This is a genomic window from Roseimaritima sediminicola (assembly GCF_009618275.1).
Taxonomy (GTDB): domain Bacteria; phylum Planctomycetota; class Planctomycetia; order Pirellulales; family Pirellulaceae; genus Roseimaritima; species Roseimaritima sediminicola.
On sequence record NZ_WIAD01000023.1, the window covers coordinates 63,826 to 88,646 of the forward strand.

The window sequence follows — 24,821 nt, forward strand, 5'->3', positions numbered from 1 at the left end:
GGCCACCCCGGCACACAGTCAAAAAACTTCACTGCGAAGCACCCGCCGAGACGATTGACCCAGTAACCGTCGCAGCAGGAATACGTGCTCCGACCTAGGAGGGAGGCAGGCGAACGAATCCCGCAAGCCGCTCGCCAACAGTGAAGCTTTTTCCCTTGGTCGTTTGATGATCGAGGGAAATACCAACAATGCCGAGCCGCTGTCAACGCGAAATTCTCAAGAAAAGCCGAACGCCTCGAGGCCGCATTCGCCCAGCCGGAGCGGAGGAGCGGAAGAGCGGAAAACTGCTGACTCTAACGGATTCTATTTACAGAGACGAACGTCCTCGAATCGCGGAGCGATTGTCTGTGGTAGCCCCAGGCGCGAGCCTGGGGAAACGGAATACATACAAGCGAAAGCCCTGGAAGGGCGACATGAAGGATCGCACCGAACTCATGCCGTCCCTCCGGGACTCTCATCGGGTGTGGGTGCGGCACCCCAGGCTCGCGCCTGGGGCTACCACATGTCGCCACTGCCGTGGCTGCTGCGCCCAGAGCTTCGCACGCCATACATAGCATCCGCCGGAGCCAGCAAAACTCAAATCTCAAATCTCGCCTCCGGCCGTCCAAAGTCTGGCGACTTCCGCTACAGGATGGCGCCCGGGCGGTAGCCGGCCGCTTCGCTGTAGCGTTTTGTTACGCCCTCGATCTTTTGGACAACCGCTTGCACCTGCCCGGCCGCGTTGCCGATGAACTGCAGCGGCGCACCGATGGCCGCTTCCAGGCGTTCCCGGTCCATCGGCAGCCGCGGATCGCCGGCCAGCCGCTCGAGCAGGTCGTTGTCGTCGCGACCGCTCTCGCGCATCGCCAGGGCCGCCGCCACCGCATGCTCTTTGATGACTTCATGCGCCGTTTCACGCCCCACACCGTCCTTGACGGCGGCGACCAGAATCTTGGTTGTCGCCAGAAACGGCAGATACCGTCGCAGCTCGCGGTCGATCACCGCCGGATAGGCGCCGAAGTCCATCAGGACCGTGAGAAAGGTTTCCAATTGACCGTCCATCGCCAAGAAGGCGTCGGGCAGGGCCACGCGGCGGACCACACTGCAGCTGACGTCGCCCTCGTTCCACTGATCGCCCAACAATCCGCCGACCATCGTTAGATACCCCCGCAGGATGACGTTGAACCCATCGATCCGTTCGGCCGAGCGGGCATTCATCTTGTGGGGCATCGCCGAAGAACCGACCTGCCCGGGTTTGAAGCCTTCGGTAGCCAGTTCCGCGCCGGCCATCAGCCGCAAGGTGCGAGCGAAATTGGCCGGCGCCGAGGACAGCTGGGTCAGGGCCGAAACCACATCGAAATCCAGCGACCGCGGATAGACCTGGCCCACGGCATCGAGGCAGCTCGGAAAGCCCAACCCTTCAGCGATGCGGCGATCCAGTTCGGCCAGCTTGTCCGTTTCGCCTTGGAACAGATCCAGCATGTCCTGCTGCGTGCCCACCGGCCCCTTGATGCCTCGCAGCGGGTACTTGTCCAGCAGGGTTTCCACGCGGTCGAATGCGCCCAACAGCTCTTCACCGACATTGGCAAACCGCTTGCCGACCGTGGTGATCTGCGCCGGCACGTTGTGGCTGCGGCCGGCGATGGCCAGTTCGGCGTACTCGGCCGCTCGATCGGCAATCCAGCGCAGCGCGGCGACCGTGTGATCGCGAACCAAGACGAGTGCGGAGCGGATCTGCAGTTGCTCGACGTTCTCGGTCAGGTCGCGCGAGGTCATGCCTTTGTGCACGTGTTCGTGACCGGCCAACGCGTTGAACTCCTCGATCCGAGCCTTGACGTCGTGCCGGGTAACCCGTTCGCGGGCGTCGATCGACGCTAGGTCGACCTGCGAGACCACGCCGCGATAGGCCTCGATGACGCCCTCGGGCACGTCGACACCCAGGTCGCGCTGGGCCTCGATCACGGCCAGCCAGAACTTGCGTTCCAACACCACCTTGTTCGCCGGCGACCAAATGTTCACCATAGCTTCACTGGCATACCGCGATGCCAATACGTTGGGAAGATCGACCGACACGAAACACACTCCGCAAATCACAGGGCAACCGTGGACCTTCAAGCCGGCCGGCGCGGCTGGCTCGAAACAATAGCGGCAATATATCGGCTAGGGCACATCGCGTAACCAGTGCCCGCTCCTCGCTCCACAAACTGCAAAACTGCAAAACTTTAAAACTCCACGAACTGCACAACCATCCTTCATGAACGCTTCCGGTTCCCAGCCCAGTCGTCGCCGCGCGATCATCGCGCTGGTGCTGGTCAACGCGATGTGGGGGTCATCTTTCCCCCTTGTCAAATCTTTGAACCTGCAGATCGACCAGGCGTTCGACGTGGCAGCCGTCGACGCATCGAGCTGGTTGCGCAGCGCCGCGGCAGCCTGGTTGATCGGAATCCGCTTCGCCGCCGCACTGTTGCTGTTCGCGTTTCTCTTCGGTCGAACGCTGCGGCAGGTGCGTTGGCCGCATGTGGTGGCCGGAGCTACCATTGGCGCCCTGTTCTTCCTGGGATTGTTGCTGCAGGTGATGGGTCTGGGGACGATTCCCGCCTCGCGCAGCGGTTTCTTGACCAGCCTGGCCGTCGTCTTCACACCGCTGCTCGGCACGCTGGTCAAGCGGCGTCTGCCCGCTCGCGAAGTGGTCGCTGCGGCGGTGATCGCTCTTGCCGGCGTCAGCGTCTTGACCGGACTGGTGACCTGGGAGGATGGCAGCCTGGGCATTGCCAGCGACGCTTTGCAGCGTTGGACCACCGGTGACACGCTGACCACCGTTGCGGCCCTGTTCTTCAGCGCTCAGATCCTGGTGCTCGATCAAGCCGGCAAGCGGCACGAATCGTTAGCCTTCACCCCGGTCATGTTTGCCACCACCGTCATCCTCGCCGCGTTGGCCTTCGGCGTGCTGCAGAGCCGAATCCCCGAGGCCGCTGCGACCCCCTGGCGCGACGTACTGGGTCAGCCGTCGTTCTACGTGCTGATGGGTCTGTTAATCGTCTTCCCGTCGCTGTTGGCCTTTGTCTGGATGAACCGCTACCAACCCCGTTTGTCAGCCGGCGAGGCGGCCGTGGTCTATACGATGGAACCGCTGTTCGCGTTTTCCTGGGCGTTGTTCCTGCCGTACTGGTTGAGTGCTTGGACGAGCGTCGCGTACGGCAACGAACAATTCAATTGGCCGTTGGTCTTGGGCGGTGTGTTGGTCTTATTGGCGAACGTCCTAGCCCTGTGGGAACCGTCCGAACCCCAGCCGGCCGACGAACCGCAACCCACTTAAAAGCGTCCCGCCAGCCGACGGCGCGAGCCGCTGGTTTCCCAGCCACGACGGTTTTCGCCGCCGCCTTTGTGCGCAAGCCCCAACGCTGCGGAAACACAAATCGCCGCCGCACGCGTCTCCCGGCGCGAGCGCCCGACGCTGTCCGCGTTCGGCTCGGGCAACCTGCGGCGCTGCAACGCCGCGCACTCTACGAAAAAACGCAGCGAAACCTTTTCGGTTTCGCTGCGTCGAGCGTATCTCACAACCGACCGAGTGGCCGCCTAGAAATTGTATGCGGAGTTGTTGTGGTCGAAATCGCTGTCGGACAGACCGATGTTCAGCTTCACATCCAGATAGTTGTACTCTTCGATCACCCCGGGCCGGGCACCGGGTTGTTTCGGCCAGTCGTAGGCGACGTAGCGGATCGGAATGTTCAACTCATCATCGATGAAGATTTGAGCCTGATTGAATTCCAATTCCGAAACCGGTTCGGGCTGCGTCAACTGGATCACCGTGCAGGCGCGATCCTTCAGCTTGGCATTCTTGCGAAACTCGCAGGTGATCTGCGGATACTGACGCGCCGTTTCGCCGCGTTCGATCAGTTTGACGATCAAGTTCTCAACACCGATTTCGGTCACCGGGTAGCGTTGTCCCCGCATGGCCAGCGCTCCGGTGGGCGACAGCGAGACGGTGGGCAGGAACCGCCCCTTCATCCCGCCTTCGTGAGCGATCAGCTTGCCTTCGTTCTTGCCTTCCACATACACCACCTCGCGTCCCTTGACCGAGCTGGGTTTCAGGTACATCAGATAGACGCCGAAGGGAGTCCGCAACCGTCCGTCGACAACCTTGCGGTTGCGGATCTTGACGAACATGAACTCCGGCTCGGTCAACGTCCCATTGATGGTTTCGCGTTTGACCACCACGGCCGAATAGTCGCGGACGTTGCTGCGGATATTGTTCAATCCGTCCCGCGCGATCTGCAGGGCGCGATCCAGCGGATGCACGCGGTCCTGCGGGATGCTGTTCGCGCGAGAGACGCGAAACACCGGCTCGCGGGAAGCCGGCTGCTGAGCCGAAGCGGTGGCCGCACCGGCTGCGGCCGCCCCCAAAGTCATAACAAAACTGCGTCGTTTCATGTCCATTGCCCGTCCCTCCTTGGTCGATGCAAAATCGATTCGGGATTTACGTTCCTGACGCGTCCGAATCGCATAGATGAGCTGCTTGGTACTGCTATCGCCTCTGCCCCAAGCTTCGATGGAACGTTTGACAGGTATCGCCGTCAGTTTGCCGGAGCCGCCGCCGCAAGGCCGGTACATTCCATCCCGCCCCTACAGAAAGCACTGCTGGACTTGGACGGAGTAACCGGCCCAGCGGGAACCTACCAAAACCCGCTCCGGCCAGTCCAGCTCAATCCACGGCGTCGAACTTCGCCGCGGCCGCAAGCAAACACTAAGCACGTCGCAACATTTAATTCGGCTTTACTCTCCCTCTGGGAGAGTCGGGCTCTTAGGCCCGGAGAGGGTTTCCGTAAGGCCCTCCCCGGGCCTGGGAGCCCGACCCTCCCGCTGCGCGGGAGGGTGTTGTCGCGGGGTTTCACCGAAAGATTTATGCCGACGTGCTTAGAGCAATCGTTTTCACTGGACCAACCGTCAAACTCTGCCGATGTTACCCAGTACTCCCCCGTCCGAACCGTCCCTCTAGGAATGCACCATGGGCGCATGCTTCTCACGGCTCAGCCTGGCGATCGCTGGAATCCTGGTGGTTGCGACTTGCCACCTCCAAGACTGCCACGCCCAACAGGCGTGGCCGCAACCGGCCCTGCCGCAGCCGATCGTCATCGACGACGCTCCACCGTCGTTGGTGAGAATGGTGCAAGATCCGCTCGCCCATTCCGGATACGCGAATTCCGCGCCCCAGCCGCCGCACCTGGTGCTGCGAGAGCACGCTCCGCCGCGGCCACCGGTGCCTTCCACCGCCCCGCATCATCGGCACCGCGGCTCCCCACAAACCGCTCATCACTGGCACGAGAAACTGTCGCATGCGTTCGACAAAGACCGCGCCCATGTGACCGGCCCCCGAGCGTCGGTGCCGCAAGCGACCACCCAGCTGCGTCAGAAAACACCGTATTCCTACGGCTACTTCGGAGCCCGCAACCAACGACATTGGTCGCTGCACTACGGCTCGCGACAGCACGCGACCCGCTGGACCAAACACTGATCGCTCGGACCTTTCCCCCACGCAGGTCACTTCCGCCGCACCAAGGCCCGCCGCGTCAAGATTTCTGGCCCTGCCCATCGTGGCGACCGACGGGATTTTGGTAGGCTTACACGTGGTGCCATTACTTACTAGCAAGGTTCGCGTCATCAACCGTCGATGACGCGTGGGGAACCCGCGACACGATGTCCTTTCTGAATGCGTCTTTGATCATCGGTTTGTTGGCTGCCGCAATCCCGGTGGTCCTGCACCTGATCTCGCGTCGCGAACCGGAACGGCGAGTGTTTCCGGCGGTGCGGTTTTTAACGCAGCGGATCGAGGCGAATCGCAGTCGCTTGAAGGTTCGCCGCTGGTTGCTGCTGGCGCTGCGAGCCGGTTTGTTGGCGCTGTTGGCGATTGCGCTTGCGCAGCCGCAAATGCACCACGCGGCATCGGCAACGTGGCTGACCATCGGGCTGTTGATCATGATCGGCGTGGCCTTGTTGTTGCTCGGAGCCTGGGCGTTGGTGCGCGGCGTTGCCCCGCCGATCCGCTGGGGACTGTTGGCCGCGGGCGTTGCGATGTTGCTCGGCGCGCTAACGTGGGGCGGAGCCGTTTGGGCCGGCAGCGAAAGGTTGAATGTTTCGGATACGGCCCCGGCGGCGATCGCGATCGTGATCGACAACTCTCCTCGTACCGGCTACCAGCACGATCAACAAACGGTTCTTCAGCAGATGCAGGAGACGGCTCGCTGGCTGGTCTCTCGCTACCCGCGCGACAGCCAGATCGCGATCATCGACCGCTCCGCACGCCCCGCGTCCTATTCGCTCGACAGCGCCGCGGCGGCTCGTGCGATCGACCGAATCGAGCCGCGTCAGCTGCTCGACCCCCTGCCCGCGCGGATCGAAGCCGCCGTGCGATTGGTCCGCTCCAGCGACCTGGATCGCCGGGCGGTGTTTGTTCTGAGCGATGCCAGTCGCCAGAGCTGGATGCCCGAGTCGGCCCCGGATGCGGCTTCGGTCTTGCCACCGTTGTTGGCCGAAGAGCCGCCGGTGGCGCTGCAGATCGTGGACCTGCACGCCCCACCCGCCGATACAGCAACCGCGCTTGAGAATCGACGCCTGGGTTTGCCCCAATTGGCCGACACCACACCGGCCCGCGAAGTCCCGGTGCCGCTGAGCATCAAGGTGCATGTCGAACAAACGCAGCCCATACCGGTGCGCGGTGAGTTGCAGTTGTACGAGCAGTCGCAGAGCCTGCCGGTGGTGCGTGACGGAGCCGTGGTGCTTCCGCCGCTGCGGACCGTGGACCGCACCGCTGGCGAAGCCGCCGCGGGCAGTCCCGCAGAATTGTTCCTGACCCTGCCGCCCCTGCCGCCGGGAACGCACCATGGACGCGTCCGCTTGTCCGGAACCGATGCCCTACCGGTCGACGATGTGCGCTACCTGAGTGTGACCGTACGGCCGCCGGCACGCCTGCTGATTCTGACGCAGGACACTCCGGCCGCCAACCTGCTGGCCCGCGTTTTAAACGCCGAATTCGCTCCCGATGATCCCCGCGCCGAATTCGCGATCCAGCGGATGTCGCCAGAGCAGTTCAGCGCGGCCGCCCTGGAGAACCTGGATGCCATCGCCTGGCTGGACCCAAACCCACCGCAACTGTCGACGGCCGCTGGCGAGGCGTTGCTGGAGTGGATCCGCGGCGGGGGCAATCTGTTCATGGCGTTGGGAGCCGCGACGACGGCGGCCGCCGAAGACGGATCGCCACCAGCGGGCGGCGATTCGCTGCGGCAAACCCTGTTTCCGCTTCGCCGCGTCTGGCGAGTCCCCGAGGGAACCTTTCTGGAACTGACCCGTCCCTCGCATCCAATCAACCGCGTCTTGTCCGACCTGCCCGGAGGGGTTCCCTGGAATCGATTCCCAATTTATCGGTACTGGCAAGTGGAACCGGTGCCCAGCGACGCCGTGCTGGCGCGTTTTGCGGGAACGCAGCACGCCGCTCTGGTGGAACGGCCCCTGGACGCGGGACGCGTGGTTTGGATGACGACGCCGATGGTGCCATCCAGCCAACATGCGATGGCCAGCTGGAATGAGTTGTTTATCGCCGCGGACTATTGGCCCGCCTTTCTATTGACGCGGCAAATTTTCGACTACGTCGGCAATCGCGACGTGGGCACGTTCAATGTCACAGTGGGCGAGCCGGTGACGGTGCCTCTGTTGGAAGAAAACCGATCGACCGAACGGTTGCAGATGTTTGCAGCGGAGTCGCCGCCGGTACCGGTGCCGGTAAACGATGGTTTGGCGATGGTGGGCGTGCCCCAGCGTGCCGGCAATTATTGGCTTCGCGGTGTGGAGCCGGCGATCGGCTTCGCAGTCAATCTGGACGAATCGGTCACGCGGCTGGAGACGATTGCCCCGGCCCTGTTCGATGATCTGCTGGGCGTGGACAATTACGACTTGGTAACCGACCGCGCTTCGATCTTGGCTGCCGAAGGCCGGCACAGCGAAGCCCGCCCGCTGTACGCCCAGGCCATGCTGTTGGTCTTGGCGTTGTTCGTCCTGGAACAGGTGCTGTCCAATCGTTTCTACGGCTCCGCCGGTGGTTCGTTGGGACTGCCATCGCGACGACGCATCGAAGGAATCGGCTGATGCAGTGGTCCTGGGACCCGATTTTTTCTTCACCCTGGGTGGTCGGTCTGTTGGCCGTGATGGTCGTTGCCGTGTTGTGGTTGATCCGTCCGGATCACGCGACGCTCAGCCCGAGACGGCGACGGGTCTTCGCGATGCTTCGCGCCGCGGCCGCCGTGATCCTGATCGTGGCGATGCTGCGGCCGTCGCTGGTCCGCACCGACGACCAACCCGCGGCGGCGACGTTGACCGTATTGCTGGACGGTTCGCGGAGCATGACCTTGCCGGCCGGCGACGGACGCGGCCGCTGGACGGTTCAACAAAACATCTGGCAACAATTGGCTCCGGCCCTGGCCGAACAGGACCGTTCACTGGACGTTCAGATCCTGGCCTATGACCAAACAGCCCGGACGATGCGTATGGACGCGGTTGACGCTTGGCTGGCGGCGGAACCGGAGGGACCTGAAACCGATATCGCCGGCGCCCTGCGAACCGCGCTGTCGCGTGCCGGCGGTCGGCCCCTGGCCGGCGTCGTGCTGGCCGGCGACGGCACTCAAACGGCCAAGACCCAAGGCGCTGGCGCCCAGCAGGTGGCCCGCACTTTGGCCGCTCTGGAGGTGCCCCTGTGGTCCCTGCCGATCGGTCCCCGCGGCGGCGACGATTCGCAGCGAGATGTCGAGATCGATGGCGTACCAGATCACTTTCTGGTGTTCAGTGGCAACACGTTCTCGCTGTCGGCAACCGTCCGGACGCGCAGTCTGGTCGGCGCCGAGATCCCGGTGCGAATCAATTTGGTCCCGCAGCCGCAAGCCGATTCCACGGCTTCGCCCACGCCTGAGCCGCCGTCCGAGGCCCAGGAAGTCGCCGTTCGGTCGGTCGTTCCCCGCAATCAGAGCGATAGTCAAAAAGTCGATTTCTCGCTGACCGCACCGCCGCCCGGCCGGTATCGTCTGGAAGTTGTGGCCGACGAACAGAATGGCGAAGCCTTGACGATCAATAATCGCCAGGTTGCCTTCCTGGACGTTCGTGAAGGTGGCGGCCGCATCCTGTACCTGGAAGGCGAACCACGCGAGGAACAGCTGCGGCTGCGGCTGGCACTGCGGCGGTTCCCCGACTTGGAATTGGTGTACCGCTGGATTCGCCGCGACACGCGGTCACGGTGGCCCATCGATCTGGGCAACGCCCTGGACGCTGGTCGTTTTGACATCTATATCCTGGGCGACCTGCACGCAAGCGCCCTCGGCGACGAACAACTGGAGCAATTGAAGCAACGCGTCGCCGATGGCGCCGGGTTGCTGATGCTGGGCGGATTGAACACGTACGACGTGGGCGGATACGCGGGCACCCCGCTGGCCGACATCCTGCCCATCACCATGGACGCCTCGCTGGCCCAGGCCGCCGGCTCCGATGCCGCCTCGGGCGGCCCGATGCCCGGTCAACTCTCCGGGCCGCTGGCGCTGCGAGTCGCCCGAGATCACCCGATCGTACGTCTGGACGCAAGCGCCGATCCGCAGGCGGTCTTCGATCGCCTGCCGCCCCTGACCGGCGCCAATCGGTTCTCACAGGTGCGCGCGATTCCCGGCGTTCAGGTGTTGCTGGAAAGCGAAGCGGAGGACCCGCTGTTGGTGATCGGCGACTACGGCAGCGGTCGCGTGGCGACCTTCGCCGGTGACAGCACCTGGCAGTGGTGGCGGCAAGGCGATAGCGCACTGCACCGCCGGTTCTGGCGTCAGATCATGCTGTGGTTGCTGTCCCGCGATGATTTGTCCGACGATGCGATCACGGTCGAACTGGATGGGCGGCGATTTGCCAGCGACGAAACCCCGTCCTTCCGCGTGCAAGCGCGAAGCAGCGAAGCCGGGACGCGGTCGATCGAGCTGGCCGCCGAAGTCATTGCCGCCGATGGTACGCGGACGCCGCTGCCGCTCAGCCCGCGGCCCAGCGAAGACGCGACCCTCGTCCGGGGCGGGACCCTGCCGCCCCTGCCGCCGGGCCTGTACCACTTGCGTGGAATGCAGCAAAGCACCGGCGAAGCCGCGACGCTGAAACCCGACGAAGTGGCCTTTCAGATCCTGCAAAGCGATCGCGAACTGTTGCGTCCGATGGCCGATCCGGCTTTTCTGGAGCAGCTCTCCGCACTGACCAGCGAAGCCGGCGGACGCACCTTCGCCCCCGACCAGGTCGACCAACTGCTCGACGCGATCCGGCAGTCCCGCCTGGCCGCGGTGTCACCGGTCAGCGAAAAGTTCCGCCTGGGCGATGACCCGTACAGCGGCTGGGTGCTGTTCCTTGTGTTCACCGCCTTGTTGGTCACCGAATGGGCCCTGCGAAAACGCTGGGGCCTGGCGTAGGGGCCAGTGGCCAGTGGCATAGGCTTCCAGCCTGTGAAAGCAGTACGGCTGTCTCAGCCGTAAAAAACAAACTCTCGGCTGGGACAGCCGAGCTACTCTGTGGCATAGGCTTCCAGCCTGTGAAAGTAGCACGGCTGTCTCAGCCGTAAAAAACAAACTCTCGGCTGGGACAGCCGAGCGACTCTATGCCACTTTGAAACTCAGTCGACCGGAAAACCGCGTTTGCGGAGCAGGGCAGAGGTGTCGACATCGCGACCGCGGAAGGACCGGAATCCCTCGGCCGGATCGATCGTGTCGCCCACGCTCATCACGTGCTCGTGCAGCCGCTGCACGGTCTGCTCGTCATAAAAACCGCCCGCCTCTTCAAACGCTTCCGCAGCGTCGGCTGTCAGCGCGTCGGCCCAGAGGTAGCTGTAGTAGCCGGCCGAGTAGCCGTCGCCGGCAAAGATGTGGGCGAAGTGCGGCGTGCGGTGCCGCATCACAATCTCACTCGGCATCCCCAGTTCGTCGAGCGTCTCGCGTTCGAACACGTCGGGATCGATCACCCCGTCCTCAACCAAGTGCAGTTTCATGTCCACCAACGCACTGGCCAGATACTCCACCGTTTGAAACCCCTCGTTGAACGTCGCGGCCCGCTGGATCTTTTCCAGCAACTCCGGCGGTAACGGCTCGCCGGTCTCGTAGTGTGTCGCGAAGCGGTTCAGAATCTCGGGCGTCGACAACCAATGCTCGTTCAACTGCGACGGAAACTCCACGTAGTCGCGTGCCACGGCGGTGCCGGCCTGTGAGGGATAGCGAACGTCGGACAACAATCCGTGCAGGGCGTGTCCGAATTCATGGAACAGCGTGACCGCGTCGTCCCAGGAAATCAGCACCGTCTCGCCCTCTTCGGCTTTGACGAAGTTCGAGTTATTGGAGACGATCGGCGGGACCGCTCGGTCGATGTTCTCCTGCACGCGATAAGCCGTCATCCAGGCGCCGCTGCGTTTGCCCTCGCGAGCATACGGATCCAGGTACCACAGCCCGACCAGTTTTCCGTCGGCGTCTTTGACTTCCCAAACCCGCACGTCGGGATGGAACACGGGAATGCCGCGGACGCGTTCGAACTGCAACCCGTACAGTTGCTCGGCCGCCCACATCATGCCTTCGCGCAGCTTTTCCAGTTGCAGATACGGTTTGACCTCGTTGAAATCCAGATCGTACTTCTCTTTGCGAACCTTCTCGGCGTAGTAGCGGTAGTCCCAGGGCTGGATGTCGATCGCGCCGTCGCCCAGCTCGCGGTCGGCAACCGCCTGCATATCGGCCACCTCTTCGGCCACGCGAGCGACCGCCTTGGGCCAGACCTTCATCATCAATTCCATCGCGTTCTCGGGCGTCTTGGCCATCTGAGGCTCCAGTCGCCAGTGCGCGTGCGTGGCGTAGCCCAACAGGTGCGCCCGTTGGGCTCGCAGTTTCAGGATCTCGGCAATGATCGCGTTGTTGTCGTGTTCGTCGCCGTTATCGCCGCGGTTGTAATAATTTCGCCAGACGCGTTCGCGCAAGCTGCGGTCATCGGCGTAGGTCAGGAAGGGATCCATGGACGAGCGGGTATTGGTCACGGCCCATTTTCCCGGCTGGCCCTTTTGTTTGGCGGCCGAGGCCATGGCGGCAACCACGCTGTCGGGCAGCCCGGCCAATTGCTCGCGGTCCTCGATCCACGTCACATAACCGGCTTCGTCAGCCAGGATGTTTTGGCTGAAATCAGTGAATAATCGAGCCAGACGCGTGTTGATCTGCGACAGCTTGGCTTTGTCCGCCTTGTTCAATTGGGCGCCCTGCCGCACGAATTGCCGGTAACGATCTTCGACCAAACGTTTTTCGGCCGGCGTCCACTGCTCCGAACCGTTCTTGTGAACTTCGGCGATGCGTTCGAACAGCGCCGAGTTCTGCGTCACGCTGTCCTCATAGGCAGCCAATTTCGGTACGACCGCCCGTTCGATATCGGGAACCGGCCCCACATTCAGGTTGGAAGTGTAGACGCCAAAAATCGCCTGCAGCCGCTCGAGCGGTTGAGCCGCCCGTTCCAACGCCAGAATCGTGTTCTCCAGCGTGGGCGGTTCGGAGTTGTTGGCAATCCTTTCGATGTCTTGTTCGGCCAGCTCGATCGCCATCTCAAAGGCGTCGACGAAGTCTTCGGGACGAACCTGGTTCCAGGGCGGCACCCCGTCGTAGGGTCCGGTCCAGGGCTGAAGCAGGACGTGGTCTTGGTTCACGGTTGAGTTCACGGTGTCTTGCGGGGAAGGGGGTTGAGCAAACGACGCGATCGGCAACGAAAGGATCGCGCAACAACCCAAGGCTCGGAATGTGTGCTTGACCACCCAGCGTCGCTCGAAAAAACGAAGCGGACAGCGAAAACGGAGATGCATCGGGCGCATGAGAATCTCGTCAACGATAGAAGAAGGGAACAAGCGGTGGGCCGGCCCCGAGGAGTACGGTGAGCCGGGGTGCGGACATTCTAACCCGGCTGCCAAGTTCGCGGGCACCCCGGCCACGCGGCGACCGAGACAAAGCCGCTTGGGCGAGCACCAACGGACCGCGAACCAGTGCACCGCGCATAAAAAAACCGACCGTGCGTTTTGCGGGTACAACGCACGGTCGGTCTTGGTTGACATCCATGTCAAAATTGCGACAGCATCCTTGCCGTCATGCCTCATCCTAAGGCGTTGTTCCGGTCAATCCTTTGCCCGGACGGCTCGTTTCCAACTCCACATCCATGTGGTTTCAGCGACGACGATCCTGTCGTCTGTTTGGTTACGAGCCGATTTGCTCGGTTTGCTCCGGCCGCTAGGCGACCAAACGCAGTTCGTTCTCTGCCCGCTCACGAACACCGTCGACAAACTCTTCGAACAGGCGGATGTCCAGAGCCGATGCGGCTCCGGATTCAGGATGGAACTGGGTGCCCAGGGCGAACCAGTCCATCATTTCACTTTCGATCGCTTCGATCACGCCATCGGGGCAGCGTGCGGTGACCCGGAAACCTGCCGCGACTTCGTCGATCGCCATGTGGTGACGACTGCTGACGCGGATTTCGCCGTCGCCAAACACCCGGCCCACCAAGGAGTCGGATTCGACGTTCAGGCTGTGGCGATGATTCAAGTCCTGGGCGTCGCGGTGCGGGACCGCGTCGGGAAGGTCTTCAGGTAGATGGAAGAATAGGTTGCCCCCTTGGGAAATGTTCATCAGTTGCATGCCCGTGCCGATGCCAAACACGGGCATCCGCCGCTCGGCGATCTCGTTCATCAACAAGCGATCGAATTTCTCTCGCACCGGAGCCATCTCGCGGACGCTCGGGTGTTTGACATAACCATCGTTTCGCGGGTCCAAGTCGCCGCCACCGATCAGGATGAATCCGTGCATCGTATCCAAAGCGGCGTGAATCGATTCCTCATCGTGCAGGGGCGGTAGGACCACCGGAATCCCGCCGGCTTTGATCACCGACTGGAAGTACCCGGCAGCCAAAAACGAAAAGGCAGGCGTGCTGCGGGCCGCGTTGCGAAAGTCGGCGTTCAGCCCAATGATTGGTTTCAACGACATCTGAAGTCCCTCGTCAGACAGTGCGTTTGTGATAGTTGCGGGCCTAGTGCCCTGACCGCGTAGCCCAACTGATTTCCGATAAGCGTAGCTGGCTACCGAACAGAGAAACCTTCGTGGCCGTCTCTGATCTGGGTGGAGTTGTAACCGGGAACCCAGAGCATGCAACCAGAAAGGGCTATGTTGGGAAAAGTGGCCAATGCTAGCCCTGTCCCTGGTGATAGCACGCAAATTCAGGGGCATTTTCGCTGCGGAACGCTGCGGCAAAACGCGTGCGGGATCGTGGGAGAAATCCGACGTGAGGAAGCGTTCTAGCAGGTAAAACCCTACGGTTTCATTAGGAAAACACGGGTTAAACGCCGTTTTTTTCGGCTTTTCCGACGGCTCCGAGAGGCGTTTCCGGGCCGCGATGGGGAATTTTTCGCGGTGCTACGCAGGGAATTGCCACCCCGTTACACTGCTTTGCAGCCGCCCCAGGCGGGCCTTGGGGCCCCGCGTTTTCTCCTATTTCTGCGTTGTCTTTCCATGGAATTTCAGAACGTACGCATCGCTGCGATCGGTGCCTGTTTGCCCGAAGAGGTGTGGTCCAGCGAGCACGTCGAAGGACTGCTCGAACCGATCTACCGGCGGCTGCGGCTGCCCGAAGGCCGGTTGGCTTTGATGAGTGGCATCCACCAGCGGCGCGTCTGGCCGGCCGGCACGATGCCCAGCACGCCCAGCGTCCGCAGCGGGCTGGCCGCCCTGCAAGCGGCCGAGGTGCCGGCAGAACAGGTCGGTTGCTTGATCCATGCCAGCGTCTGCCGTGATTTCCTAGAACCGGCCACCGCTTCGCGGGTTCATCACGACCTGGGATTGTCGCCGGACTGCTGGGTGTACGACGTCTCCAACGCCTGCCTGGGGCTGCTCAACGGCATGGTCCAGATCGCCGCGCTGATCGAATCGGGGGCCATCGCCGCGGGGATCGTCGTGGGCACCGAGAACAGCCGCCCCTTGCTGGAACAAACCATCGCTCACCTCAACGGCGACCAATCCCTGACACGGCAAAGCGTCAAACCTGCGTTCGCTTCGCTGACCATCGGCTCGGGCAGTTGTGCGATCCTGCTGACCAACCCAGAACTTGCACCGGAGGCGTCACAGCTGCGATTCGCCGTCGCCAAGGCGCGGACCGAGCATCACGACCTGTGCCGCAGCGATCAGGACACGGCCGGGGCGGGAATGACACCGCTGATGGACACCGATTCGGAGCGACTGCTGGAAGCGGGGGTCAAAACCGGTGCCGAAGCGTTCGCGGCGTTCCTCAAGCAAAGCGGTTGGCAGCGCGAGCACATCGACCGATCGGTCTGCCACCAGGTCGGAGGTCGACATCGTGCCCTGATGCTGCAGTCGATGGGTTTGCCCGTGGACCGCGACGTGGCGACGTTCCCGTTTCTCGGCAACACCGGCTCGGTGGCGTTGCCGCTGTCCCTGGCCGCCGGAGCCCAGTGGAGCCAACTTCGAAGCGACCAACGGGTCGGCCTGTTCGGGATCGGCTCGGGCATCAACAGCGTAATGCTGGGCTGCCGCTGGCAGCGCACGCCCGTCGCCGGCAACCTTCCCGACCAGGAACCCGATTTTTCCGAGCGCGTAGAAACCATCGCGTAATCCATCAGCCGCAGGAGCGCATCAGCCGCCGGGCGCTAGCCCAATGCCATCTACTTTCACCATCGCTTGCGATTGAAGCGTTAGCGGAGCGGCGCAAGCCGCCCGGTGTGTGAAGGTTCGCACCGCAGAACCGGACGGCTCGCGCCGTTCCGCTACAAAGGAAGTGGCATTGGGCACTAGCCCACGGTTCCAGCATCAGCCGCCGGGCGCTAGCCCACGGTTCCTTTTTCGCAACACCTCGCGCTGGCCCCGCAGACCATCGAACCGGACGCTAGCGCGTTGCGGCTGATAGCCCCACGCATCAGCCGCCGGGCGCTAGCCCACGGTTCCAGCATCAGCCGCCGGGCGCTAGCCCACGGTTCCTTTTTCGCAACACCTCGCGCTGGCCCCGCAGACCACCGAACCGGACGCTAGCGCGTTGCGGCTGATCGAGCCGGACGCTAGCGCGTTGCGGCTGATGGGGGCGCCGGGTGCCGAATCGGGTACACTAAGTCGACCAACTGGCCTTCGGTCTCGTCCCCCGTTTCGTCCTCGACATGCTCTCATCTACTCGCAATCGTGCCGCCGCGCTCGGCCTGCTGTTCTGGCTGGCGGTCCTGGGCGCCGTGGTATTTATTTCTCGGCACAGCGGCGCCGCGTCCAGCTCGTCGACACCTCCGGTGGAACAATTGGTCGAATACTTCGCCAACCCACCGCTACGGCTGCCGGCACGGTCCCCCGGCTCTCGGCTCGAGCGTGGTGATCCGGTGTTTCTGCAAACCGTCGACGGCTGGCGACAGGGCGGGTACCTGGGTCGCCGCGATTCGGAAACGGAGACGATCCAGTTGGTGTGGTACGACGACCAGATCGATCCGCGTCGTTGCCGGTTGGAATGTCATCACAATGCCGGCCGGTTCGACGACGTGGTACAAACCCTGTTGCCCGAGGAAAAACGCCAGCGGATCAAGCAGCGTTTGAGCGCGGCGTTCCGCGATCACGGCCAAGATATCACGGCGGCGTTTCGTCCGGTGGTCGAGAAAAGCCTCCGCCAATCCGCACCGCTGCTCGAAGACGCGCTCAAGGAATCGATCGAGCGACACGAAGACGAATTCAAAGCCATCGGCCGCCGCTGGGAACAGGAGATTTTCAAAGCGAGAATCGTGCCGGTGCTGCGAGCCGAAGTGCTGCCGATCGTCCGCGAACACGGCGAACCGGTGGCCCAGGAGATCGGCCGCGAACTGTGGGACCGGGCTTCGCTGTGGCGGTTCGGCTGGCGCGCCCTGTACGACAAATCGCCGCTGCCCGAAAAAGACCTGCTGAAAGAGGAGTGGCAACGCTTCGTCGAAGGCGAAGCGATCCCTGTATTCGAAGCCCACATGGATGACATCCTCGAAGCGCAAAAGAAAATCTTCGTCGATGTCTCCGAAAACGAACGCATCCGCGATGAATTCGAAGCCGTCTTCAAGGAGATGGCCAGCGATCCGGAATTCCAACGACTGATCAAAGCCGTGGTTCGCGAAGCGGTCATCGACAACCGCCAGCTGCACGCGGTCTGGACCGCGAATTTTAAAAGCGATCAAGCTCGCGCCGCGATGGAATTGGCCGGCAAGCGACTGGAGCCGATCGTCCGGGAGATCGGCGACGACCTGTTCGGCACCAAACAAACCGGCATCGATCCCGACTTCGCTCGCGTGCTCCGTAATCAAATCCTCGGCAAGGACAAGCGTTGGGTGATCGCGACGCCGCTGGCCGGGCCGACCGGGCAGGAACCACCCCGGAGTGAATCCCCAGAACCGCTCAAGGAGCTGCCGCTCACGATCCATCCGGCTTCGGAACCGGCTAGCTTCCCGCTGTTGATCATGGCCGCCGAGCAGCACTCGGAGCCAGCTCCGTGAACGCTCCGCAGCGCAGCGACACCGCCCCTGAGGTCGACACCGCCCCCGAACTCGACACCGCCCCCGAGCTCGAACGGCCTTTGATCCTGGAAGGATTCAGCGTTCGCGCCGACGGCAAGGTGCTTTTGCAAAACGCCGCGGCGGAGATGCCCGGCGGAAAGATCACGGTCATCGTCGGCGGCAGTGGCGCGGGCAAGTCGGTGTTGCTGCGGATCCTGTCCGGATTGATCCCTCGCCGCGGCGAAGTCATTACCTGGGAAGGCGAAATCGGCCGCGGCCAGGGCCAACCGCTGGGACGCGTCGGCATCGTGTTCCAACAGTTCGCCCTGTTCGATGAGTGGTCGCCGACGGCCAACGTCCAGTTCGCGATCGACCATCGTCGCCGACGCAGCGTGCCGCCGGATCAAACGGCCGAGTCCTGGCTGCGCGAATTGCGCGTCCCGACCGACGTGCCGGTCGCCGCGCTCAGCGGTGGCCAAAAGCAACGACTGGCCATCGCCCGAACACTGGCCGCCGACCCCGATCTGGTGCTGTACGACGAACCGACTTCGGGACTGGACGCCGCCAGCGGCCGGCAGGTGGCACAGCGGATCCGCCGCACTCAAACCGCCCACCGCCGCACCAGCGTCGTCGTCACCCACGACTACGAAACCCTGCTGCCGATCGCCGATTGCGTCTATCTGCTGGACAGCGACCGCAAAGCATTGATCCGGCTGCCCGAGCAGCAGTGGTCGGAGATCGCCGAGCGGATGAAACCGGTGCGTCGCGAGGAAGCGGAAGACGTTGTCGCGAACCCAGCGGCGAAGGACGACCCTGCGGCGACGCTCAGCGGTCCGTCCCCAGCGCGGCGTCCCCGATGGGTCTCGGGGCGAGGTGCCGGGCGAGCGGTGCAGGACTTCTTTGCGGTGACCGGTACGGCGGTGACGGCCACGCTTCGGCTGCCCCTGGACCTGCTGCCGCGGTGGCCCCGTCTCCGCTGGGGCGGCCGTTTTCTGCTGCACTACCTGCGGCTGGTGTGCGGTCCGTCGGCCTGGGTGTATTTGATCATCGCCGGCATGATCGTCGGCTTTACGACCACGTATTTCACCTTCAAATTCCTGCCCTATGCGCTGTACACCAAGCCGCTGCTGCTGGAAGACCTGCTGATGGCCATCGGCTTTGCACTCTACCGCGTGCTGGTTCCCATCCTGGCCACGACGCTGGTTGCCGCCCGCTGTGGCGCGGCGGTCGCCGCCGACGTGGGCGTCAAGAAGTACGGCTCGCAGATCGAGGCCCTGCAGACGCTGGGCATCCGCCCGCGCGTTTATTTGCTGACACCGATCCTGCTGGCCTTCATCGTCGGCACACCGCTGCTGCAGTGGTTGGCTTACCAAGCGGCCCGCGTCGTCAGCCTGCTCAGCTTCATCGCCACGCATCCCGACGTGGGGCCGCATTTTTGGGCCTTGCACTTTGAATCCGAACTGGTCGGCGACGGCTGGTTCTTCCGCGGCACGGGTTGGTTACTTCTGAAGGTGGTCGCCTCGGGCGTGGGCGTCGCCGCCATCGCCTATTACCGCGGCGGCCGCCCCAAGCAATCGGCCAGCGACGTCAGCCACGCGATCACCTCGACCGTGCTGTGGGCCACGCTATACGTCCTGGTCGTCCACTTCGTCATCGCCTTTTACGAGTTTTAACCCCGTGGCATAGGCTTCCAGCCTGTGATCGTAGCACGGCTGTCTCAGCCGTAGAAAACAGACTCTCGGCTGGGACAGCCGAGCTACTCTGTGGCATAGGCTTCCAGCCTGTGAAAAGTAGCACGGCTGTCTCAGCCGTAGAAAACAGACTCTCGGCTGGGACAGCCGAGCTACGCTGTGGCATAGGCTTCCAGCCTGTGATCCCAAAAAAAACTCACAGGCTAGAAGCCTATGCCACTCTGGTTACGACTCAGTAGCCCAATCCCGGTCCGTCCAGACGAGCCGTGGGGACCTGGCCGTCGACTACATCGAACATGCCGGGAAAGCGTTCGCGGTAAGCGTCGTTGCCGGCCGGCGAGTACTGCCGGCCGTTGCTTTCGATCGCCGCGACCGTGGGAATATGAGCGGCCAACGACGCCGAATGCAGCAGTGAAATACCGATGCAGGTCAGGTCTTGGACGCACAGGTACATCTTCAAGTGCTGGGCGGCGGCTCCCATCAGGAGCGCTTCCGCATGCCCTTTACAGGCTTTGAGCGCCACGCCGCTGTACCCCTGCTCGCGAGCGAGCATCAGGCTGTCCAAATCGATCAACGATTCGTCGATCACCACGGGCAAGCGAGCCGCCACGCGGTGCATGGTGTTTTCCGGATGCGCCGCCAAGTCGCGATGCGTCGGCTGTTCGATGTACTGCACCCGCTCGAGCGCCCGCGGCGACTCGGCCGAGACGCGATCGAGCATCTCCAGCACGTAGTCCTCACTGTCGCAGCGTTCGTTGTAATCCAACGAGAACGCGAACGGGGCGTCGGCACCGCGGCGCGACTCGTCCGCCGTGCGGCTCACTTCGACCACTCGCCGGACGTCCCAGTCCAGGTCGTCTCCGGCCAATTTAATTTTCAAGTGGCTCAAGCCATCACGATTGATCCACTCGCCCAGATGCTCGGGCAACCCATCGCCGATCGGCTCGACAACGTCCTGCTCCCGCAGCGGATCCAGAGCGCCGACCAAATGGTACAGCGGCATCGTGGCCTGCGGACGCGCCCGAACGAAACGGTCCAAGTGCAGCCCCTTGAAGGCATCACCCAGATAGACGCTCAGGTCATTGGGCAGAGCCTCCGGGCCCAGCAATTGGAAACTGCTCGTTTCCAGCGCCTTGCCATGCCCGTCAAACAAGGCGGCTTCCAGCGGCGAGGCGGCCATCAAGACCGCCAGCGGCGGAATCGACTCGGGCAGGTCAAGCTCCGCGACCACCTCTCGGACCAGCGTCTCCCGCCGCTCGGCCAACCGGGTACACACATCCAACGGATGTCCTGCCAGCGATTGGCTCTGGGCGTCGGAAACAATGCGCTCGGCCAATCGCAACACGGCCGCCAACGTTTGCTGCGAATCCAGACGCTCGCTGGGCCACGCCCAAGCGTTGCCCATGGTCATGCTGCCCAGGCCGGTACCACGGCGACCGCCTCGCGTTTCCACCTCGGCCGTCACCGTCACCACGGTCACGCCCGTGACGACTCGCCCTCCAAACTTCATCGGGGTGCGGTAGTCAAAAGTCTCTTGGTCGAGCGAGAACGAAGCGGTGGATAAATCGGTCGCGAGCATGCTGTCCGTGGGGCAAAAACTGTCGGCTTAGAAAAGGTTCTTGCGAACCGCCCAGACAGCCGCTTGCGTGCGATCGCTGACGCCGATCTTGCGCAAGATGTGCTGGACGTGTTCTTTGACCGTTTCGTAGCTGATGCCCAAGGCTTTGGCAATCTCTTTATTGGTCAAACCCAAAGCCATCTGCCGCAGCACTTCGCTTTCACGCTGCGTCAGCGGAACTTCGATGTCGCCAGCCAAACGGGGCGTCGCCAAAGCGCCGGTCACACGCCGCAGTTCTTCGCGAGTCCAAGCCGATTCGCCACGAGCCGCCGTTTCGACGCACTCGATCAGCCGCTCACGCGAAGCGTCCTTGACCACGTAACCGGCCGCACCCAGAGCCACCGCACGGGCGACGTAGGTCGGGTTGTCATAAGCCGAGAACAACAAGATCGGTAGATCCTGGTGGTCCAGTTTGATGCGTCCGAGCGTGTTCAGCCCGTCGCCTCCCTCCATGCGGATGTCCAACAGGACAACATCGGGATTGCTGGTTTCGACCAGTTTCAAAGCCTCGGTCGCCGTGGATGCTTCTCCACAGACCTCGATACCGCTCTCCTGAAAGGTTTGCCGCAAGCCCACTCGGACGACCTCGTGGTCGTCGACGATCAATACACGCGTAGCCATGTTCTTCCTCATTCGTGCTGAACCGCCGCGGAATGCTTCCAGCGCGATTCAATGCATTTGGATACAGACGAGCACGCCTATCGTGCTCGTTCCCAGCCCACAGTCTTCCGTTACCTGAAATTAATGTCGGGAATTTCCTTACCCTCAGTCTAGTGAAAACCGTCAGGGCCACCAGAGGCCCCGCGAATTATTTTCACGACCAACCTAATGGTATGAGAGTGCCAAGTGCCCCCCCGTCCTCGAAACCATTGTTTCCGGCGGCCATCGGACCGCCAAACTCGCTCGCCCGCAGTCGCGAATCGCCCCGCCCAGACGCCGCTGCTGCAAGTAAACCTTGTAGAAACCTGCCTTACTGGACAAACCCTCACAAAGCTGGCCTCTATTGGTAGTTCAATTGCCGCTAATAACGGTTATCCGCCATTTGACGGTTAGCATTCCGACACCTGGAGTAGTCAGAAAATTCCCTAGAACCGCTTTTTATCTTTCGGAATCGCTATTCCAGGACGCGAAATAATGTTTCCTCCAATCGCGTTTTTCTTCGACTCTTGGGATTTTTTTCCTTTTTGGAGCAGATACGCCGCTGCCAGCGACAGGACCAGCAAACGGAGCAGAGGGCCCCAGCCTTGCTAGCTGCGTTTGACGGCGCTGCGGACAGGGGGGCCCAGGTGATGCCGCCGCTGTGGTATCCTGCTGCCAGCCCAGGAGTGCGCCGCCGACACGGCTTTTCCCCGCTTCGAAAGACCAATCCTTGACAACACTTCGCGACCTGACGTTTTGGCCGCCGGCCAGTGCCTATCGACCACCGATCGCCCTGATCGGCTGCGGGGGCATCGCCAAACATCATCTCGAGGCCTACCGCGCCCAGGACCTCCAGGTGGTCGCGCTGTGCGATGTGCATCGCGAGCGTGCGGAGAAGCTGGCAGCGGAATTTTTCCCGGAAGCCTCGATTTTTACGGATTACCGGGATCTCTTGTCGCAGAGCGACGTGGAAGTCGTGGACGTCGCCACGCATCCGGAAGCTCGGGTGGGGTTGATCGAAGCTTGCCTGAACGCTCGCCGGCACGTGCTCAGCCAGAAACCCTTTGTTCTGGACCTCGCCGTGGGCCATCGGCTGTGCGACCTGGCGGACCGGCGGGGCGTGCAGTTGACGGTGAATCAGAACGGCCGCTTTGCGCCCCATTTTGGTTACTTGCGAGCGGCGATCGACGCCGGTTTTCTGGGCCGCACCCATGCGGCGCACATGGCCGTGCACTGGGACCACACCTGGGTCGAAGGCACGCCGTTCGAGGATATCAAACATCTGATCCTGTACGATTTCGCCATCCACTGGTTCGACATCGTGCGTTGTTTTCTGCCCGAAGCGACGGCCGAGCGGGTGATGGCGACGGTCAGCCGCGTGCCGGGGCAAACACTGATGCCGCCGCTGGCGGCCACCGTGGCGTTGCAATTCGATCAGGCGCAAGCGACGCTGGTCTTTGACGCGTGGACGCGCTACGGCCAGCAGGACCGCACGGTGGTGATCGGCGACGCGGCCACGGCCGTCAGCAGCGGCCCGGACCTCCAGCGGCAGACGGTCGAGATCACCGATGCGGCCGGCACGTATCGTCCGGAGCTGAACGGCCAGTGGTTCTCCGACGGCTTCGCCGGCACGATGTTGGAGTTGTTGTCGGCGATCGAGCAGGGCCGCACCGCCGCGATCGACGCCCGAGATAACTTGGAAAGCCTCGCCCTGTGCTTTGCCGCGATCCACAGCGCCGAAACCGGCCAGCCCCAACGGCCGGGCAGCATCCAGCGGCTGCCCACCGCCTGAGCCGTTTGGGCCATAGCCCCGGTTCCCTCGCCCACCGCCTAAGCCGTTTGGGCCATAGCCCCGGTTCCCTCGCACTCCCTGCTTACTTTCACCCTCCCTCCGGAAGGGTCGGGCTCTCGGTCCTGGGGAGGGCCCAGCGGCGGCCCGCGTCCAGCGAACGATAAACGATTTCATTTCCGGTAAAGAGATGGATAGGCGTCAGCCGAAACCTGTTCAGTAACGCAGCCAAGCCCGGCAGCGGCGAGGTGCCGCGAGGGCGATTTCGAAAGAGGCGAACCAAACTTCCCCGCAAAGGGTCTTTGCAAGCGAGCGAGCGGAGGGTAAACTCTCGCCCAACAAAGCAACCAAAGAACAACCCACCCGCACCCCTAGCTCAACTGGATAGAGCATCGGTCTACGGAACCGAAGGTTACAGGTTCGAATCCTGTGGGGTGTACTCGAAGCACGCAAAGCCATAAGCCGGTCTCGGTTTATGGCTTTTTTCATGCCTGCAGTTACCGGGTGCCGCCCTGCGTTCGCTTGCGTCCCTGGCCGATCCACCCGCCCACCACTGGTGCCAGAATTCTTGTTGCGAGCCTACTTCCGGTTTCCGCCGCGATCCATTCCATGTCGGAGCGTTCGCAGGCGACGGAGTAAAGCGGGAATGTGGTCATTTTCGAACATCGAAGCCAGGTGCCCCTCGCAGAAGCGATCCTTGCGAGCGTGCGTGGTGAAAAGCTTCTGGATCGTCACTTCTGCAGCCTGTTCATTACCGACCAAACCTCATGGAGAGATTCCTTGTACCGGGCACCGTCGTTCCCCTGGTGACGAGCAACTTCTGATTTGAAGTTGTCGTAGTCCATTTCGTCGGTCAGTCCGAGCATCACTTGGCTCCAGATCGACTTCTCCACAAAGATGCGGTAGGCGTAGTCCGTATTGCGGGACTCCACGATTTCGCAGTTCGTCAACAGGTCAGCGAACTCCGATTTCAGAGCCTCCAGGTGGTCGCGGACACGTGCTCGGACCATGATCCGTTGAGGATCCACGGGTTGGCTATATCCACCGTCGCCCTGCCGAGCACACACTGCAGAAAAGAAACCATGTTTGGTAAAGAGCCACATAATCGCTTGTAGACCTCATTCTTCGCGCATTCTTCAATGGTTTCCCGCTACCGGTCGCGGGCACCTCGACTTGCGGCACCACCGGTGAGTTCCGCCACCCGGTTCGCAAACACGGGCCAAGGCCGATCGCTCGAATTTCTTGTGTCGAAGTGGGGCTCCCGTGTCGCTCAGTCCCACGGCCACTGCTGAATAGCGTATCGTACTTCCCACAGCTCGTGATGACTGATCGCGTTGCCGGAGGCGTTTGATCAACTGGTACCGTTTGAGGAGTCAATCAGTAGTACTGTTTGGGGGCCAATTGACACCGTGATGATTAGACGCGATTTCCAGCTTGGCGTCTTTGACGAACGACATAAAACGCCTAACCGATTCATTGAACCTCTGCACTCGCGTACTCTTTGCTGGCTTCTTTGACATTACCCTGTTCCTGGTTAGCGGAGTACTTTTTGGC

Annotated in this window: 16 protein-coding genes and 1 tRNA gene; 9 read left to right on the forward strand and 8 right to left on the reverse strand. The window is 62.5% G+C overall.

Annotated features, from left to right (window positions below; genetic code table 11):
* Nucleotides 1-624: 624 nt before the first annotated feature.
* Entirely contained in the window at nt 625-2,052 is a 1,428-nt protein-coding gene (gene purB, locus GE027_RS12660) for an adenylosuccinate lyase (RefSeq protein WP_153557565.1), read from the reverse strand.
* A gap of 181 nt (nt 2,053-2,233) precedes the next feature.
* Here purB and GE027_RS12665 point away from each other — a divergent pair, with 181 nt between their 5' ends.
* Nucleotides 2,234-3,295 carry a DMT family transporter gene (locus tag GE027_RS12665; RefSeq protein ID WP_153557566.1) on the forward strand — a complete coding sequence of 354 codons (1,062 nt, stop codon included), beginning with the start codon at nt 2,234-2,236 and terminating at the stop codon, nt 3,293-3,295.
* A gap of 260 nt (nt 3,296-3,555) precedes the next feature.
* On the opposite strand, the gene GE027_RS12670 is transcribed toward GE027_RS12665, so the two are convergent.
* Nucleotides 3,556-4,416, reverse strand: coding sequence for a DUF1571 domain-containing protein (locus tag GE027_RS12670; protein ID WP_153557567.1), 861 nt, complete (start codon nt 4,414-4,416; stop codon nt 3,556-3,558).
* A 568-nt stretch (nt 4,417-4,984) separates the two neighbouring features.
* Between GE027_RS12670 and GE027_RS12675 the strand changes: the two genes are divergently transcribed.
* The 3 genes from GE027_RS12675 to GE027_RS12685 all read left to right on the forward strand — a co-directional run bounded on the left by GE027_RS12675 (nt 4,985) and on the right by GE027_RS12685 (nt 10,445).
* Complete coding sequence (locus tag GE027_RS12675) at nt 4,985-5,491, forward strand: hypothetical protein (protein ID WP_153557568.1); 507 nt, start codon at nt 4,985-4,987, stop codon at nt 5,489-5,491.
* Between the two features lie 182 nt (nt 5,492-5,673).
* Complete coding sequence (locus GE027_RS12680) at nt 5,674-8,115, forward strand: BatA domain-containing protein (RefSeq protein ID WP_153557569.1); 2,442 nt, start codon at nt 5,674-5,676, stop codon at nt 8,113-8,115.
* Nucleotides 8,115-10,445, forward strand: a complete 2,331-nt coding sequence (locus tag GE027_RS12685) for a glutamine amidotransferase (protein ID WP_153557570.1) — start codon at nt 8,115-8,117, stop codon at nt 10,443-10,445. The genes GE027_RS12680 and GE027_RS12685 overlap by 1 nt, the downstream gene beginning before the upstream one ends.
* 200 nt (nt 10,446-10,645) lie before the next feature.
* Here the strand turns inward: GE027_RS12685 and GE027_RS12690 are convergent, their stop codons facing one another.
* Both GE027_RS12690 and GE027_RS12695 read right to left on the reverse strand, forming a co-directional pair.
* Nucleotides 10,646-12,595, reverse strand: a complete 1,950-nt coding sequence (locus GE027_RS12690) for a M3 family metallopeptidase (protein WP_237607500.1) — start codon at nt 12,593-12,595, stop codon at nt 10,646-10,648.
* A 673-nt stretch (nt 12,596-13,268) separates the two neighbouring features.
* A complete protein-coding gene (locus GE027_RS12695) occupies nt 13,269-14,018 on the reverse strand; it encodes a gamma-glutamyl-gamma-aminobutyrate hydrolase family protein (protein ID WP_153557571.1) in 750 nt (249 codons plus the stop codon).
* A gap of 522 nt (nt 14,019-14,540) precedes the next feature.
* Here GE027_RS12695 and GE027_RS12700 point away from each other — a divergent pair.
* From GE027_RS12700 to GE027_RS12710, 3 genes are all read left to right on the forward strand, one after another.
* Nucleotides 14,541-15,656 carry a 3-oxoacyl-ACP synthase III gene (locus tag GE027_RS12700; RefSeq protein WP_153557572.1) on the forward strand — a complete coding sequence of 372 codons (1,116 nt, stop codon included), beginning with the start codon at nt 14,541-14,543 and terminating at the stop codon, nt 15,654-15,656.
* Nucleotides 15,657-16,192: 536 nt separating this feature from the next.
* Entirely contained in the window at nt 16,193-17,530 is a 1,338-nt protein-coding gene (locus tag GE027_RS12705; protein WP_153557573.1) for a hypothetical protein, read from the forward strand.
* Nucleotides 17,527-19,203: an ABC transporter permease gene (locus GE027_RS12710; protein ID WP_237607498.1), complete on the forward strand. Its 1,677-nt coding sequence runs from the start codon at nt 17,527-17,529 to the stop codon at nt 19,201-19,203. Before GE027_RS12705 ends, GE027_RS12710 begins: the two co-directional genes overlap by 4 nt.
* Before the next feature lie 250 nt (nt 19,204-19,453).
* Here the strand turns inward: GE027_RS12710 and GE027_RS12715 are convergent, their stop codons facing one another.
* On the reverse strand, nt 19,454-20,800 hold the full coding sequence (locus tag GE027_RS12715) for a mandelate racemase/muconate lactonizing enzyme family protein (RefSeq protein WP_153557574.1): 1,347 nt from the start codon (nt 20,798-20,800) through the stop codon (nt 19,454-19,456).
* A gap of 27 nt (nt 20,801-20,827) precedes the next feature.
* On the reverse strand, nt 20,828-21,460 hold the full coding sequence (locus GE027_RS12720) for a response regulator (RefSeq protein WP_153557575.1): 633 nt from the start codon (nt 21,458-21,460) through the stop codon (nt 20,828-20,830).
* A 748-nt stretch (nt 21,461-22,208) separates the two neighbouring features.
* On the opposite strand from GE027_RS12720, the gene GE027_RS12725 reads away from it, so the two are divergent.
* Both GE027_RS12725 and GE027_RS12730 read left to right on the forward strand, forming a co-directional pair.
* Nucleotides 22,209-23,270: a Gfo/Idh/MocA family protein gene (locus GE027_RS12725; protein ID WP_162006707.1), complete on the forward strand. Its 1,062-nt coding sequence runs from the start codon at nt 22,209-22,211 to the stop codon at nt 23,268-23,270.
* Between the two features lie 362 nt (nt 23,271-23,632).
* A tRNA-Arg gene (locus tag GE027_RS12730) sits at nt 23,633-23,706 on the forward strand.
* 140 nt (nt 23,707-23,846) lie between these two features.
* On the opposite strand, the gene GE027_RS23755 is transcribed toward GE027_RS12730, so the two are convergent.
* Together GE027_RS23755 and GE027_RS12735 are read right to left on the reverse strand one after the other, a co-directional pair.
* Nucleotides 23,847-24,002, reverse strand: a complete 156-nt coding sequence (locus GE027_RS23755) for a DUF6508 domain-containing protein (RefSeq protein WP_390621590.1) — start codon at nt 24,000-24,002, stop codon at nt 23,847-23,849.
* Nucleotides 23,999-24,277: a hypothetical protein gene (locus tag GE027_RS12735; RefSeq protein ID WP_202617399.1), complete on the reverse strand. Its 279-nt coding sequence runs from the start codon at nt 24,275-24,277 to the stop codon at nt 23,999-24,001. The genes GE027_RS23755 and GE027_RS12735 overlap by 4 nt, the downstream gene beginning before the upstream one ends.
* Between the last annotated feature and the right edge of the window lie 544 nt (nt 24,278-24,821).